The sequence below is a fragment of the Pseudomonas sp. MT92 genome, assembly GCF_058792515.1.
Genome location: NZ_JBXAFA010000022.1, coordinates 47,021 through 60,989 on the forward strand (window position 1 = coordinate 47,021; position 13,969 = coordinate 60,989).

At 61.6% G+C, this 13,969-nt stretch carries 12 protein-coding genes; 7 read left to right on the plus strand and 5 right to left on the minus strand.

Features of this window, described 5'->3' with window-relative positions; translation table 11 throughout:
- Positions 1–52: 52 nt before the first annotated feature.
- The 5 genes from AC1Q6D_RS30075 to AC1Q6D_RS30095 all read right to left on the minus strand — a co-directional run bounded on the left by AC1Q6D_RS30075 (position 53) and on the right by AC1Q6D_RS30095 (position 6,432).
- The gene (locus tag AC1Q6D_RS30075) at positions 53–241 is read right to left on the minus strand and encodes a hypothetical protein (protein WP_103405776.1); all 189 of its coding nucleotides are present in this window, start codon (positions 239–241) and stop codon (positions 53–55) included.
- A gap of 109 nt (positions 242–350) precedes the next feature.
- Positions 351–584 (minus strand): DUF465 domain-containing protein, encoded by a 234-nt coding sequence (locus AC1Q6D_RS30080; RefSeq protein ID WP_103405777.1) that lies wholly within the window; start codon positions 582–584, stop codon positions 351–353.
- Between the two features lie 219 nt (positions 585–803).
- A complete protein-coding gene (locus tag AC1Q6D_RS30085) occupies positions 804–3,440 on the minus strand; it encodes an excinuclease ABC subunit UvrA (RefSeq protein WP_103405778.1) in 2,637 nt (878 codons plus the stop codon).
- A 51-nt stretch (positions 3,441–3,491) separates the two neighbouring features.
- Complete coding sequence (locus AC1Q6D_RS30090) at positions 3,492–5,603, minus strand: hybrid sensor histidine kinase/response regulator (protein WP_103405779.1); 2,112 nt, start codon at positions 5,601–5,603, stop codon at positions 3,492–3,494.
- A 139-nt stretch (positions 5,604–5,742) separates the two neighbouring features.
- Positions 5,743–6,432 carry a GntR family transcriptional regulator gene (locus tag AC1Q6D_RS30095; RefSeq protein ID WP_047529816.1) on the minus strand — a complete coding sequence of 230 codons (690 nt, stop codon included), beginning with the start codon at positions 6,430–6,432 and terminating at the stop codon, positions 5,743–5,745.
- 140 nt (positions 6,433–6,572) lie between these two features.
- Here AC1Q6D_RS30095 and AC1Q6D_RS30100 point away from each other — a divergent pair, with 140 nt between their 5' ends.
- The 7 genes from AC1Q6D_RS30100 (at position 6,573) to AC1Q6D_RS30130 (ending at position 13,940) form a co-directional block, all read left to right on the plus strand.
- Positions 6,573–7,658 (plus strand): ABC transporter ATP-binding protein, encoded by a 1,086-nt coding sequence (locus AC1Q6D_RS30100; RefSeq protein ID WP_103405780.1) that lies wholly within the window; start codon positions 6,573–6,575, stop codon positions 7,656–7,658.
- Position 7,659: 1 nt separating this feature from the next.
- A complete protein-coding gene (locus AC1Q6D_RS30105; RefSeq protein WP_047529818.1) occupies positions 7,660–8,577 on the plus strand; it encodes an ABC transporter permease in 918 nt (305 codons plus the stop codon).
- Complete coding sequence (locus AC1Q6D_RS30110) at positions 8,574–9,362, plus strand: ABC transporter permease (RefSeq protein ID WP_047529819.1); 789 nt, start codon at positions 8,574–8,576, stop codon at positions 9,360–9,362. The genes AC1Q6D_RS30105 and AC1Q6D_RS30110 overlap by 4 nt, the downstream gene beginning before the upstream one ends.
- A gap of 17 nt (positions 9,363–9,379) precedes the next feature.
- The gene (locus AC1Q6D_RS30115) at positions 9,380–10,438 is read left to right on the plus strand and encodes an extracellular solute-binding protein (protein WP_103405781.1); all 1,059 of its coding nucleotides are present in this window, start codon (positions 9,380–9,382) and stop codon (positions 10,436–10,438) included.
- Between the two features lie 146 nt (positions 10,439–10,584).
- Positions 10,585–11,781 (plus strand): amidohydrolase family protein, encoded by a 1,197-nt coding sequence (locus AC1Q6D_RS30120; protein ID WP_103405782.1) that lies wholly within the window; start codon positions 10,585–10,587, stop codon positions 11,779–11,781.
- Positions 11,778–13,265 carry an amidohydrolase family protein gene (locus AC1Q6D_RS30125; protein WP_103405783.1) on the plus strand — a complete coding sequence of 496 codons (1,488 nt, stop codon included), beginning with the start codon at positions 11,778–11,780 and terminating at the stop codon, positions 13,263–13,265. Before AC1Q6D_RS30120 ends, AC1Q6D_RS30125 begins: the two co-directional genes overlap by 4 nt.
- 12 nt (positions 13,266–13,277) lie before the next feature.
- A complete protein-coding gene (locus tag AC1Q6D_RS30130; RefSeq protein WP_090462345.1) occupies positions 13,278–13,940 on the plus strand; it encodes a flavin reductase family protein in 663 nt (220 codons plus the stop codon).
- The last annotated feature ends 29 nt before the right edge of the window (positions 13,941–13,969 follow it).

The window sequence follows — 13,969 nt, forward strand, 5'->3', positions numbered from 1 at the left end:
CAACGCAATCACATTGCAGCAGCGGGCAAGCCCGCTCCCACAGGGATAGGAGTCAATCGGAATCCAGATCAATACGATCGCGCCTGGTCGGCGGTTTGCCTGCTTCATCATCCGGCACTTCGTCGAGGCCGGGCTCTTCTTCAGGATCGACGGCATTGCGCCCCGGACTCAAAGGCTCGGGATGGGTGGGGATGGGATCGAAGCCACCCTGTTCTTCGCTGGGGAATTTTGGATGAGTCATGGGGCACCTCGTCTGTCGCCGTAATGACGGTCTCTGATCATTCGAGGTGCCGGTCGTTAGCGCCGTTCCAATTGTTCAGCCACCGGTCGTCGGCGGCTCACGGGAACTTTCAGGACGGCGACTCGAGTTGTTTGACGATCTTGTCCTTGACCATCAGGCGCGTCTCCTTGAGCTTCTTCACTGCGTCATCACTGGACTTGGCCTGCTCTGCCTTGACCACTTCGGCATCGGCCTGCGAATACTTGTTAAGCAGCGAATCCAATAACGGATCCTTGGTGCGTTTGTGCTGGATTTCTTCCTTTGAGCGTTTCAGATCCTGATAAAGGTCGTGTGACACCGGCATGGAACACCTCCGTTTGTTAATCGGCAGCAAACGCCTCTGATTGCGCTCGCCAACTATCAGAATGGCCTTGGTTGACCGGTTCTGTCGACCACCTGTCAGACCAGCGGTGTCCGTTCGTCGTCCTTTGGCCAATGCGATAAAACCTTTGCCTGCCGGACGGCCTCCACAACTTGAAGCCTTGAGCTTGCTCGCGAACGGGCCCGCAAGTACACCGCCCGTTCACACCGCGCCAAGCACCCGGGCCAAAAACGGCGCGGTCCGGCTCTTCTTGCTCTTGGCGACTTTCTGCGGCGTCCCCGCCACGACCACCTTGCCGCCCTGATCCCCCGCCCCTGGGCCGATATCGATCACCCAGTCGCTCTGCGCCACCACGCGCATTTCGTGCTCGACGACGATCACCGTGTGCCCCGCGGTCACCAGGTTGTTCAATTGCTCCAGCAAGCGATCGACATCCCGTGGGTGCAGTCCGGTGGTGGGCTCGTCGAGCACATAGAGCGTGGCCCCGCGCTGGTTGCGTTGCAGTTCGGTGGCCAGTTTGATGCGCTGGGCTTCGCCCCCGGACAGCTCCGTCGCCGGTTGACCGAGGCGCAAATAGCCCAGGCCAATGTCGCGCAGCACCTCCAGCGAGCGGCGGATAGCCGCTTGTTCGGTGAACACTTCGACCGCCTCATCCACCGTCAATTGCAGGACCTGCGCAATGTTGCGGTCCTGCCAGCTAATCGCCAGCGTCTCGGGGTTGTAGCGGTCACCGTGACAGGTCGGGCACGGTGCATAGACGCTGGGCATGAACAGCAACTCGACGCTGACAAACCCCTCGCCTTCGCAGGTCGGGCAACGGCCCTTGGCGACGTTGAAGGAAAACTGCCCGGCGTCATAACCCGCCGCTTGTGCCTCGGGCGTGGCAGCGTAGAGTTTGCGCACGTTATCGAACAGCCCGGTATAGGTCGCCAGGTTGGAGCGCGGTGTGCGACCGATGGGCTTCTGATCGACTTGCACCAGACGCTTGATCGACGCCAGCCCCGCCGTGACCTGGCCACTGCTGACCTGCGGCGTGTCGTCCTCCAGATTCAACTCTTGCGGTTCGCTGTCGGCGGCCGGGCGCCCGAGGTGCGCGCCGACCAGTTCCAGCAACGCCTGACTGACCAGACTCGACTTGCCCGAACCCGAGACACCGGTCACCGCCGTGAAACAACCCAACGGAAACTCGACATCGAGGTTATCCAGATTGTTGCGGGTAATGCCTTCCAGGCGTAGCCAATCCCCGGCCTTGCGGCTGGTACGGGCGTGACTGGCCTGCTCGGCGAACAGGTAGGCGCGGGTTTGCGATTCGGCCACTTCAGCCAACCCGGCCGGTGGACCGCTGTACAGCACCCGTCCGCCATGCTCCCCCGCCGCCGGGCCGACGTCGATCAACCAGTCGGCACGCTGCATGGTTTGCAGATCGTGCTCGACCACGAACAAGGTATTGCCGGCGGCCTTCAAGCGTTGAAGGGCGTCGAACAACGCCTCGCCATCCGCCGGATGCAGGCCGGCCGAGGGTTCATCCAGCACGTAGATCACGCCGAACAACTGCGAGCCCAACTGCGTCGCCAGGCGCAGACGCTGCAACTCACCCGATGACAGCGTCGGCGTGCTGCGCTCCAGCGCCAGGTAACCGAGGCCAAGGTCGGTCAGGGTGCTGACCCGCTCCAGCAAATCCTGGGCGATCCGTTGCGCGGCGAGGCGTTTTTCCACTGACAGGTTTGGCGTATGACGTACATCGGGGGCGTTGGCGTGGCCGCTGGCGCCATGGGCCACGCGCTGTTCACGGGCCTCGCGGGTCTGGCTGTGGCTCAGTACCTCGCCCGCTTCATCACCCTCCTCCAGGTAATGCTGGGCCGCCACCGGCTTCAGCACCTCAGCGACTTGCAACAACGGCATCTGTGACAGCGCGCCGATGTCGTAGCCGGCAAAGGTCACCGACAGCGCCTCGCGTTTGAGCCGCTTGCCCTCGCACAACGGACACGGGCTGCCGAGCATGAACTGCGACACACGCTTTTTCATCAGCGCACTCTGGGAGTGGGTGAAGGTGTGCAGGATGTAGCGGCGCGCGCCAGTGAAGGTGCCCTGGTAACTCGGTTCCATTTTGCGCTTGAGGGCGACCCGGGTTTCTTCCGGGGTGAGGCCGGCGTACACCGGCACCGTCGGCGTTTCCTCGGTGAACAGTATCCAGTCGCGCTGCTTTTTCGGCAGGTCGCGCCAGGGAATATCGACGTCGTAGCCCATGGTCACCAGAATGTCGCGCAGGTTCTGTCCTTGCCATGCCAGGGGCCATGAGGCGACGGCCCGCTGGCGGATGGTCAGGCTCGGGTCCGGGACCATCAGCGCCTCGGTGACTTCATACACCCGGCCCAGGCCGTGACATTCCGGGCAGGCACCCTGGGGCGTATTGGGCGAAAAATCTTCGGCGTACAGCATCGGCTGGCCTGGCGGGTAACTGCCGGCGCGGGAGTAGAGCATACGGATCAGGCTCGACAACGTCGTCACGCTGCCCACCGAAGAACGCGTGCTCGGCGTGCCCCGTTGCTGCTGCAAGGCCACGGCCGGTGGCAAGCCTTCGATGGAGTCCACATCCGGGACGCCGACCTGATCGATCAAGCGGCGCGCATAAGGGGCGACGGATTCGAAATAGCGGCGTTGCGCTTCAGCGTAGAGGGTCGAAAACGCCAGCGACGATTTTCCCGAACCGGACACCCCGGTGAACACCACCAAGGCATCGCGGGGAATATCGACATCGACGTTCTTGAGGTTGTGTTCCCGGGCACCGCGTACCTTGACCATGCCGGAGGTTGGATTGGAGGTGCGGTTTGAGGTCATCAGGTCGCCTTGATTGGATAGCGCAGAACCCACCCATGCCGGTCTTTTTGCTCAACCGTTGAGCACCGTACGAATCATCCGGGTCAGCGCATCGGGGCCGTAGGGTTTGCTCAGCAAAAAGGTATCCGGGCTGAGTTGGTGATTGCGCGAGATAATGTCACGGGTGTGCCCCGAGGTGAACAGCACCGTCACGGGCGGATTCTGTACCTTGGCCCACGCCGCGAGATCCGAGCTCTTGATCAGGCCCGGCATGACCACATCGGTGAAAATCAGGTCTACCGCCACGCCTTCCAGCAACATCTGCATGGCGACATCGGCATTGGTGGCCGTCAGCACCTGATAGCCCTCCTCGCGCAACAACTCCACCGTTGAAACGCGCACCGCTTCATTGTCCTCGACCACCAGAATCCGCTCGTGTCCGCCTCGTTGCTGCACTTCAAGAGTGGATATTTCATTGCCCGCCGTGCGCAGGCTGCGCGGGAAGTAAAGCTGCACCCGGGTACCTTCGCCGACGACGCTGAACATCTCGATGTGCCCGCCGCTCTGTTTGACGAAGCCAAACACCATGCTCAAGCCAAGCCCCGTGCCCTGGCCGTCGGGCTTGGTGGTGAAAAACGGTTCAAACGCCTGGGCGAGCACCTGCGGCGGCATGCCTGCCCCCGTGTCGGCCACCGATACCCGCACATAGTCGCCGGCGCCGATGCCCTTGCCTTTGCAAAATGCGCGATCAAGGCGGATGTTTTCCGCGCTCAGGTCGATGGTGCCCTCACCCTTCATGGCGTCACGGGCATTGATGGCCAGGTTGAGAATGGCATTTTCCAGTTGATTGCGATCGACGAACACCCGCCAGAGGTTGGCGGGCGCACGCATTTGCACCTGGAAGGTTTCACCCAGCGCACGCTGCAACAACTCACCCAGGCCATCGAAAATCTGCTCAGGCGTATAAATGGCCGGGGACAAGGGCTGGCGACGAGCAAACGCGAGCAATTGCGTAGACAGTTTTGCCCCGCGTTCGACGGCGGCAATCGACGCCGCCACCCGGCGCTGGACATTGGCGTTATTTGGCTCATGCCGGGCCAGCAGGTGCAGGTTGCCGGCGATCACCTGCAACAGATTGTTGAAGTCGTGGGCCACGCCGCCCGTCAGGCCACCGATGGCTTCGAGCTTCTGGGATTGGCGCAGTTGTTCTTCCGCCGCCAGTCGCGCCTCGACTTCATCGGCCACGCGTTGCTCCAGGTTGCGGGTGAACCTGAGCAAGGACTCTTCGGCGATCTTGCGTTCATGAATGTCGATCAACACCCCGGGGAAACGAAACGGCTCGCCCTGTTCATTGAACTCGCAACAGCCACTGGCGAGTACCCACAGATAACTGCCATCAGGGCGGATGACCCGATATTCGGCATTGAAGGGTTCGCCCGTCGCCATCGATTGCCGGACCTGTTCCTGCAGCCAACTGAGGTCGTCACGGTGGATATGCGCTTCAGCGATGTCTTGTGGCAGGTTGTCCAGCGGCTGTTCGGCGGGATAGGAAAAGGTGCGGGCGAAACGCTCATCGCCGCTCAGCACATTGCTCTTCACGTCCCAGACAAACGACCCCAGCAAGGCGCCGGCATTCAACGCCAGGCGTACGCGCTCGTTGTCGGCGCGATAGGCATCTTCGGCGGCCTGGCGACGGCGCTCGGAAATCACCCGTTCAGTCGTATCGACAACCATCGCCATGACCCCGGCGGGCTTGCCGTTATCATCGGCAACCGGGCTGTAATACAGGTCCAACCACACCTCTTCGGGGATTCCGCTGCGCAACAGCACCAACTCTTTGTTGCGGAAGGACAAGGTGCCGCCGCCCAGGCAGGTATCGACCACGTAGCGATTGAATTCGGCGACTTCCGGCCAGCCCAGCTCGACCGGAGAACCCAACAGATAAGGATGACGCCCGCCGGCAAACTCCGAATAGGCGTCGTTATAGATCATGTAGCCGGGCTGCCCCCAGAGCATCACCATCGGCAGTGGCGAGGCAAGCATCAACTGCACCGAACTGCTCAGGCTCTTGGGCCAGGTATCGAGGTTGCCCAGCTCGGTCCGGCTCCAGTCGAACGCACGGATACGCCCGGCCATTTCACCGTTCCAGCCGGCACACCCGTGGCTATCCTCTAGAAACTGCATCAGTTGGCCTTATCCAGAAAATCATACCCGTTTGTTTCGAGCATCGCGGATGGCAATGGTTTCATAGAGGTATAGCTGATTCATATCGTCGAAGCATTTAGGGTGCCACAGCGTGCTCCCACAAAGAGCCAATCGATGATCACACCTCGATCAAATGCTTGAGCGGGTGATAACCGGTTTTCAAGGTGGCGGCCACATCCAGAATCGCCTTCTCGATGCCATTCAAATGCATGCAGGTCAGTTCGATCGCCGCGCTCTGGTTACCCGCTTCGATGTACTCGATCAACCGCAGGTGTTCGTCATCGCGACAGGCTTCGTGGCTGTCGTCATCCAGCGCAGCAGCGTACAGCGAGGCGCGGGAGATCAGTTTCTGGAACCAGTCCAGCAACACCGGGTTGTTCAGGCTGCGGGCCAGTTTGATGTGGAACTCGCCAAGCAAATGGATCAGGCGCTCGTGGTCGCCGCTTTGATGGGCTTCGTCCTCCAGCAGCAGATGATCGCGCAAATCCTGGGTCACGGCGGTATCGCGACGACGGCACAGTTCGCTGACGATGCCGATTTCAATCAAACGTCGCGTCTCGAACAGCGAACGGATCTCTTCGTCGCTCGGCAACGATACCGATGCACCTTTATTGGGCTCGGTGGTGACCAGGCCATCGGCTTCCAACTGCTTGAGCGCGGCACGAACTGACGTGCGGCTGACATTGAACAGTTCGGCCAGGGATGACTCGCCCAGCTTCATCCCGGGACGCAAGGTGCGCTTGCTGATCGCCTCGTAAACCCCTTGGTAGACACGGTCGACCGTGGTTTCCAGTTTCTTTTCCGCCATTCGATCACTCCTTCAGCGCCATGCAATCAGCCCCAGGCGAATGAACTGCCTTGAAAAAGGGGGTTGCACGAGCAGGTTAATCCGGGTATTTCTAAATTGCATCCAGATTTTGCATACAATAATTAGAGGAATGCACCATTATGGGTCATCCAGTTGCAATCGAAGTGCGTAACGTCTTTAAACGGTATTCCGATGATCCGGGGCTGGCTCCAGCCCTCGACAACGTTTCAGTCGACATTGCCGACAACGAGTTCTTTACCCTGCTCGGCCCCTCCGGCTGTGGCAAAACCACCCTGCTGCGCACCATCGCCGGCTTCGAACACGTCAGCGCCGGCGAGATTCGCCTCGCGGGCGAACCGGTCAATGACCTGCCGCCATTCAAGCGTCGGGTCAACACGGTATTCCAGAGCTACGCGCTGTTTCCGCACATGAGTGTTGCGCAGAATATCGCCTTCGGCCTTGAGATGCAGGGTCTTGATCACAAGCAGATTGCGCAGCGGGTCGACGAAATGCTCGCGCTGGTGCAAATGCAGCACCTGGCCAAGCGCAAACCGGCGGAATTGTCCGGTGGCCAGCAACAGCGCGTGGCTCTGGCCCGGGCCCTGGCACCGAAACCGAAAGTGCTGTTGCTCGACGAACCGCTGTCGGCCCTGGACCTCAAGCTGCGCAAGGAAATGCAGGTCGAGCTCAAGCGCGTGCAGAAGGAAGCCGGGATCACCTTCATTTTCGTCACCCATGACCAGGAAGAAGCCCTGACCCTGTCCGATCGTATTGCGGTGATGTCCGCCGGCAAGATCCTGCAGATCGGTACGCCGAATGACATCTACGAACGGCCGCAGCATCAGTTTGTCGCGCAGTTCATCGGTGACATCAACTTCCTGCCCGGCCATCTCAAGCGCGGCCAGCAGAACGAAAAGCTGTTCGTGCCCAACGGCATGCCGGTGGAAATCCCCTGCCCGGCCCAGGGCTTCGATGGCGCCAGCGTGCAACTGGCGTTCCGTCCGGAGCGCTCGCAACTGGTCGAGCCGACGCAACCGCATCACCTGCGCGGGGTCATCGAGGCCGTGTTGTATGTCGGCACCGCGACCCTCTACCAGTGCCGCTTGAACAACGACATCAAGGTCATGCTGCGCGAAAACAACGAAGGCCTGAATCGCAGCCGCGGTGTCGGCGATCGCGTCGCGGTCAACCTGCCGCCCCACGCCTGCCTGCTGATGGAGGCCTGAGATGAGCGTCAGCAGCACTTCTCCCGCCCTCAACCGCGCGCTGTTGCTCAGCCCGGTGGTACTGACCTTGCTGGCCCTGATCGCCATCCCGCTAGGCATCATGGGCTACATCAGCCTGTTGCCGCGCAACGTATATGGCGGCGTCGACTGGCAGGCCAACTGGCAATTGCAAAGCTACGTGCAGCTGTTTTTCCAGGAAGGTTTCGACGGCGAACTGGAACTGAACTGGGTCTACGCCCAGGCGCTGTTGCGCTCGGTGTTCCAGGCCGGAGGCACGACCGTGTTGTGCTTCCTCTTCGGCTTTCCGGTGGCGTTGTGGATGTCGAGCCTGACACCGCGCCGGCGCAACCTGATGGTCTTGCTGATCACCATCCCGTTCTGGACCAACCTGCTGATCCGCAACTACGCCTGGCTGATCATCCTGCGCGAACAGGGCTGGGTCGCCCAAACCCTCAATGCGCTGTTCCCCCAGGCCGGTGGCATCACCCTGCTCTACAACGACTTCGCGGTCAGCGTCGGCCTGGTCTACAGCTTCCTGCCGTTCATGATCCTGCCGATCTACTCGACCCTGGAGAAACTCGACTGGCGTCTGGTGGAAGCCGCTTATGACTTGGGCGCCAATCGCTGGCACGCGCTGAAGCGGATCATTTTGCCGCTGTCGATGCCGGGGGTGATTGCCGGTTCCCTGCTGGTGTTCGTGCCGAGCCTCGGCGCGTTCATTACCCCGGCGATTCTCGGCGGCGGCAAGACGCTGATGATCGGCAACCTGATCCAGCAACAGTTCGGCACCGCGCGCAATTGGCCGCTGGGCAGTTCGCTGTCGTTCCTGCTGCTGGGGATCATGTTGCTGTCCCTGGTGCTGTACGCCCTCTATAGCCGCAACGCCGCCAAGACCCTGCGTCGGGGAGCCCAAGCATGATCGCCCTGCACCTGAAAAAACTGCCCCTGACCCGTGAAGTCAGTCTGTTGATGCTGGCTTATCTGTACCTGCCGATCCTGGTGTTGATTGCCTATAGCTTCAACGCCAACCGCTCGGCCACGGTGTGGACCGAGTTCTCCTTCGCCTGGTACGGGCGGATCCTGGCCAACCCGTCGATCCAGACGGCGGCGCTGAACTCGATCATCGTCGCCAGCATCGCCACGGTCTGCGCCACGGCCATTGCCTTGCTCGCGGCGCTGGCCACCTACCGGCCGTTCTACGGACAGAAAATGGTCGAGGGCGGGATCAACCTGCCGCTGATCCTGCCGGAGATCGTCACGGCGGTCGCCACCTTGCTGCTGTTCATGGCACTGGGGATCAAGCTCGGTTTGCTGACAGTGATCATCGCGCACGTCGGCTTCTGCATTCCCTTCGCGTACCTGCCGATCCGCGCGCGGCTCAATGACCTGGACAAGAGCCTGCTGGAAGCGGCGAACGATCTGTACGCCAACCCGTGGCAGGTGTTTCGCCGGGTGACCTTGCCGCTGCTGTGGCCAGCGGTGTTGTCCGGTTCGGTGCTGGCGTTCGTGGTCAGCCTCGACGATTTCATCATGACCTTCTTCGTCGCCGGGCCGGGTTCGACCACCTTGCCGGTGTACATCTTCTCGGCGATCAAGGCCGGCGTGACGCCGGAGATCAACGCGATTTCGACCCTGATGCTGGTGATTTCCATCGTGCTGGTCGTGCTGGCCTTCTGGCTGGGACAGCGCGGTAAACAACAATGAGCCTGGAGCCTGTGTTTATGAACAAGAAAGTGAAAAGCATGCGTTTCGCCGTTGCCAGTCTGGCCTTGAGTTGCTTCACCGCGTTCGGCGCGCACGCCGCCGAACCCAAGGAGCTGTTCTTCTATAACTGGACTGACTACTACCCGGTCGACCTGCTGGCCAAGTTCGAAAAAGAGACCGGAATCAAGGTCACCATGGACGGCTACGACAGCAACGAAACCCTGCTGGCCAAATTGCAGGCCGGGGGCGCGGCGTATGACGTGATCGTGCCGTCGCAGTCGATCATGCGCACCCTGATCAACCAGAACCTGCTGCTGGAAATCGATGCCTCGACCCTGCCCAATTTCCAATACGTGAAACCGGCATTCCGCGACCCGGGTTTCGACCCCGGCCGCAAATTCTCGGCACCGTACCTGTGGGGCAGCACCGGGTTTTCCTATGACAGTGCGCGGGTGCCGGGCGGCAAACTCGACGATTCGTGGAAAGAGTTCTTCGAACCGCGCAAGGAACTGCAAGGCCAACTCGCCGCGCTCGACACCTCCAGCAGCGTGATCAATGCCGCCAGCCATTACCTGAACGTCGACGAATGCAGCGAAAACCCGCAGGACGCCAAGCGCATCCTCGAGCTGCTGCAAAAACAGAAACCGTTCCTGAAGATGTACAGCTCCGACAACACCGTCGACCGCATGGCCTCCGGTGAAGTGATCATGATGCAGAACTGGAACGGTTCCACCGCGCGAGCCACGCTGCAGAAGAGCACCATCAAGTACGTCTACCCGCGCGAAGGCCTGGCGATGTTCCAGGACAACTTCGCCGTGCCCAAAAGCGCCCCGCACCCTGGCAACGCGAAAATCTTCATCGACTGGATGATGAAACCGGAAAACGCCGCCGCCGTGTCCAACGCCATCGCCTACGCCAACGGCATCCAGAGCGACACGTTGATCGACGCCAAATGGCGGGTGATGGACGCCATCAACATGCCCGACGAATTCGCCTCGCGACTGCGCCCTGAAAAAGAGTGCAGCAACAAGGCGCGGGAACTGCAGGACCGCATCTGGGCGAAGCTCAAGGGCTGACTTGAAACCCTGACGCGGCCATCGCTGGCAAGCCAGCTCCCACAGTAATTTGTGTTGATCACAACATTTGTGAACCCCCCAAACCCTGTGGGAGCTGGCTTGCCAGCGATGAGGCCCTCCCAAACACCACAGAATTCGAGGTTTAAATGACTCAACCCCGCTGGCTGCGCTATGTGCGCCCCTACGGCTCCCCCGCCGAAGACCTGCTGATCGAAAACGGTCGGTTCACCCAACGTCGCCCGGCCTCGACCACTGAATTGCTCGCCACCGACATCGATGGCCAAAACCAACTGCTGACCCCGGCCCTGGTGGAAAGCCATGTGCACCTGGACAAAACCCTCTGGGGCCAGCCGTGGCGCCCCAACAGCGCTGGCCCGACCCTCAAGGATTACATCGCCAACGAACGGCGGATCCTGCGTGAAGTCGAAACCCCCATCGCGCAGCGAGCCGGTGCCCTGCTGGAAAACTGCATCGCCCGTGGCTCCCTGACCATGCGCTGCCACGTCGACATCGACCCGGAATTCGGCCTGCGCCACGTCGAAGCCATGCAACAACTGCAGGACAAGTACCGCGACCTGATCGACCTGCAACTGGTGGTGTTCCCGCAAACCGGCCTGATCAGCCGTCCCGGCACCGCCGAACTGATGCGCGAAGCCATGGCCCTGGGCGTGGAGAACGTCGGTGGCCTCGACCCCTGCGGCATCGACAACGACCCCATCGCCCAACTCGATTTCGTGTTCAAACTGGCCAGCGAGTTCGACCGTGGGGTGGACATTCACCTGCACGACAAAGGTGAACTGGGTCTGTGGCAAATCGCGCTGATCGCTGATTACACCGAACACTTCGGGCGTCAGGGCCGGGTGATGATCAGTCATGCCTACTGCCTCGGCATGCTGCCGTGGAGCCAGGTCAAACCCGTGGCCGAACGCCTGGCGGCGCTGGGTATTTCGTTGATGAGCTCGGCACCGGCCGATTGCGCGGTGCCGCCATTCCTGGCCCTGCGCGAAACCGGGGTGAATGTCTGCCTGGGTTCCGACGGCATCCGCGATGCCTGGTCGCCCATGGGCAACGGCGACATGCTGGAGCGGGCGATGTTGCTGGCGTTTCGTTTCGACTTGAACAAGGACGATGAACTGGCGGCAGCGTTCGAAGCGGCGACGGTAAATGGCGCTCGGGCACTGGGCACTACGGACTATGGGCTGGCGCTGGGCGGGCCGGCGAACTTTCTGTTGATGCCGGTGCAGACACTGGGGGAAGCCGTGGTTTCGCGGCCGGTTCGCCAGGTTTATCGCGGTGGGCGGCTGATCGCTGCGGGCGGTCGCTTGCTGGACAGTCGTTTGTGAATCGCATCGGACTTCGAGCCAGTTGCGTGGTCGGCTTCGACGGCACGCAACACGTGCTGTGGCGCGATGGCGAAGTGGTGTTCGAAGGCTCGCGCATTGTGTTTGTCGGGCGCGGTTATCCAGGGCCAGTGGAGCAATGGATCGACTACGGCAATGCGCTGATCGGCCCCGGCTTCATCGATCTGGATGCCCTGGGCGATCTTGACTCTACGGTCCTGACCCTGGACAACGGCGACGAGCGCGACATGGGCCGGATGTGGTCGGCGGACTATCTGGCGCGCGGATCACGGGAGAGTTACAGCCTGCAAGAGGAAGTCTTCAAGTATCGCTACGCCTTCACCCAACTGATCCGCAACGGCATTACCACCGCCATGCCGATCACCTCGATGTACTACCGCCAATGGGCGGAAACCTACGACGAGTTTGCGGCGGTGGCCGGTGTGGCAAGCGAATTGGGACTGCGCACTTACCTCGGCCCTTGTTACATGAGCGGCATGAGTTACTGGCAGGCCGACGGTACGTTGGCGCATCACTGGGATGAAGCCCGGGGCCTGGCCGGACTCGATGCGGCGGAGCGGTTTTACCGTGATTTCGACGGCGCGAACGGCGGCCTGATTAGGGGTGCACTGCTGCCGGACCGCATCCAGACCTGCACGCCGGCGCTGCTGCAACGCACCGCTGCACTGAGCCGCGAGCTGCACGCCCCGATGCGTTTGCATTGCTGCCAGGGGCCCGGCGAGGTAGCGATGGTCGAACAACTGCGCGGCGCGTCACCGCTGGGCTGGTTGCAGCAGCTTGGGCTTTTGAATCCGCGCAGCCTGCTGCCCCATGGCATCTACACCCAGGGCGATGACGACCTGCAGCGGCTGGTGGATGGCGGCGCGAGCCTGGTGCACTGCCCGGTGGTTTTCGCCCGGGATGGCGAGGCGCTCAACTCCTTCGGCCGCTATCGCGCCAAGGGCATCAACTTCGCCCTGGGCACCGACACCTGGCCAGCGGACTTGCTCGACAACATGCGCCAGGGCCTGAACATCGCGCGCCTGATGGAGGGCGGCAACTCGCAGACCAGCACACTGGACCTGTACAACGCCGCCACCCTCGGTGGCGCCAAGGCGCTGGGCCGTGACGATATCGGTCGCCTGGCGCCGGGGGCGAAGGCCGACATCACCGTGTTCAGCCTGCGCGGCCTGCACCTGGGGCCGCTGTTCGACCCGTTGAAAAACCTGGTTCTGGCCGGGCGCGGCGACGACTGCATCGCCAGTTACATCGATGGCCGTTGCGTGATGCAGGACGGCCAGGTTCACGGTGTCGACTACCCCACCCTGCAACGCCAGGCCCAACAGCAATTCGAAAAACTGATGCGCAGCCACAGCGAGCGGGCCTTTGGCCAACCGGACTGGAAGACCTTGTTCCAACCGGCCATCCCGTTCGCCGACAACTACAGCGCACAGGCGCCACTGAGCGCCATCGATCCACTTCTTTAGAGAATCCTGCCCATGCAAAGCTTCGACTTCAGCACACTGAGTGCGCGAGACAAATACAAGATTCTGATCGGCAGCGTGGTGCCACGGCCGATTGCCTTGGTCACCACGGTCGACGGTGAAGGCCGGATCAACGCCGCCCCGTTCAGCTTTTTCAATGCACTCTCGGCCGATCCGCCGATCCTCGCCCTGGGCGTTGAAAACTACGGCGACCAGAGCCCCAAAGACACCACGCGCAACATTCAGCTCAACCAGGAATTCACCGTCAACATCGTCAGCGATGCGTTGGTGGAAGCGATGAACGTCTGCGCCGTGCCCTTCGCCCCCGGCTTCGACGAGCTCACCGCCGCCGGCCTCACCGCCATTCCTGGCACCACGGTCAAATGCCCACGGATCGGCGAAGCCCCGGTGGCGCTGGAATGCCGCCGGATGATGGCGCTGTCCATCGGCCAGTCGCGGGAAATCATCTTCGGCGAAGTGCTGATGGCCCATGTACGCGATGAACTGATCGACCCGAAAACCCTGTACATCGATCAACTCGGGCTCGATGCGATCGGACGGATGGGCGGGCATGGCTATGCGCGAACGCGGGATTACTTCGACCTGCCGACACGCTCCTTGCAGGCCTGGACAGAAGCGCCGGGGGGTGGGGAGCGGTTCTGGCCGGTGGCCAAGTAGTACGTAGCGCATATCCCCTGTAGGCGCGA

What these genes read in the sequence shown, in the direction of transcription:
- AC1Q6D_RS30075 (WP_103405776.1), bottom strand. Translation starts at nt 241, where the DNA reads ATGACTCATCCAAAATTCCCCAGCGAAGAACAGGGTGGCTTCGATCCC.
- AC1Q6D_RS30080 (WP_103405777.1), bottom strand. Translation starts at nt 584, where the DNA reads ATGCCGGTGTCACACGACCTTTATCAGGATCTGAAACGCTCAAAGGAA.
- AC1Q6D_RS30085 (WP_103405778.1), bottom strand. Translation starts at nt 3,440, where the DNA reads ATGACCTCAAACCGCACCTCCAATCCAACCTCCGGCATGGTCAAGGTA.
- AC1Q6D_RS30090 (WP_103405779.1), bottom strand. Translation starts at nt 5,603, where the DNA reads ATGCAGTTTCTAGAGGATAGCCACGGGTGTGCCGGCTGGAACGGTGAA.
- AC1Q6D_RS30095 (WP_047529816.1), bottom strand. Translation starts at nt 6,432, where the DNA reads ATGGCGGAAAAGAAACTGGAAACCACGGTCGACCGTGTCTACCAAGGG.
- AC1Q6D_RS30100 (WP_103405780.1), top strand. Translation starts at nt 6,573, where the DNA reads ATGGGTCATCCAGTTGCAATCGAAGTGCGTAACGTCTTTAAACGGTAT.
- AC1Q6D_RS30105 (WP_047529818.1), top strand. Translation starts at nt 7,660, where the DNA reads ATGAGCGTCAGCAGCACTTCTCCCGCCCTCAACCGCGCGCTGTTGCTC.
- AC1Q6D_RS30110 (WP_047529819.1), top strand. Translation starts at nt 8,574, where the DNA reads ATGATCGCCCTGCACCTGAAAAAACTGCCCCTGACCCGTGAAGTCAGT.
- AC1Q6D_RS30115 (WP_103405781.1), top strand. Translation starts at nt 9,380, where the DNA reads ATGAACAAGAAAGTGAAAAGCATGCGTTTCGCCGTTGCCAGTCTGGCC.
- AC1Q6D_RS30120 (WP_103405782.1), top strand. Translation starts at nt 10,585, where the DNA reads ATGACTCAACCCCGCTGGCTGCGCTATGTGCGCCCCTACGGCTCCCCC.
- AC1Q6D_RS30130 (WP_090462345.1), top strand. Translation starts at nt 13,278, where the DNA reads ATGCAAAGCTTCGACTTCAGCACACTGAGTGCGCGAGACAAATACAAG.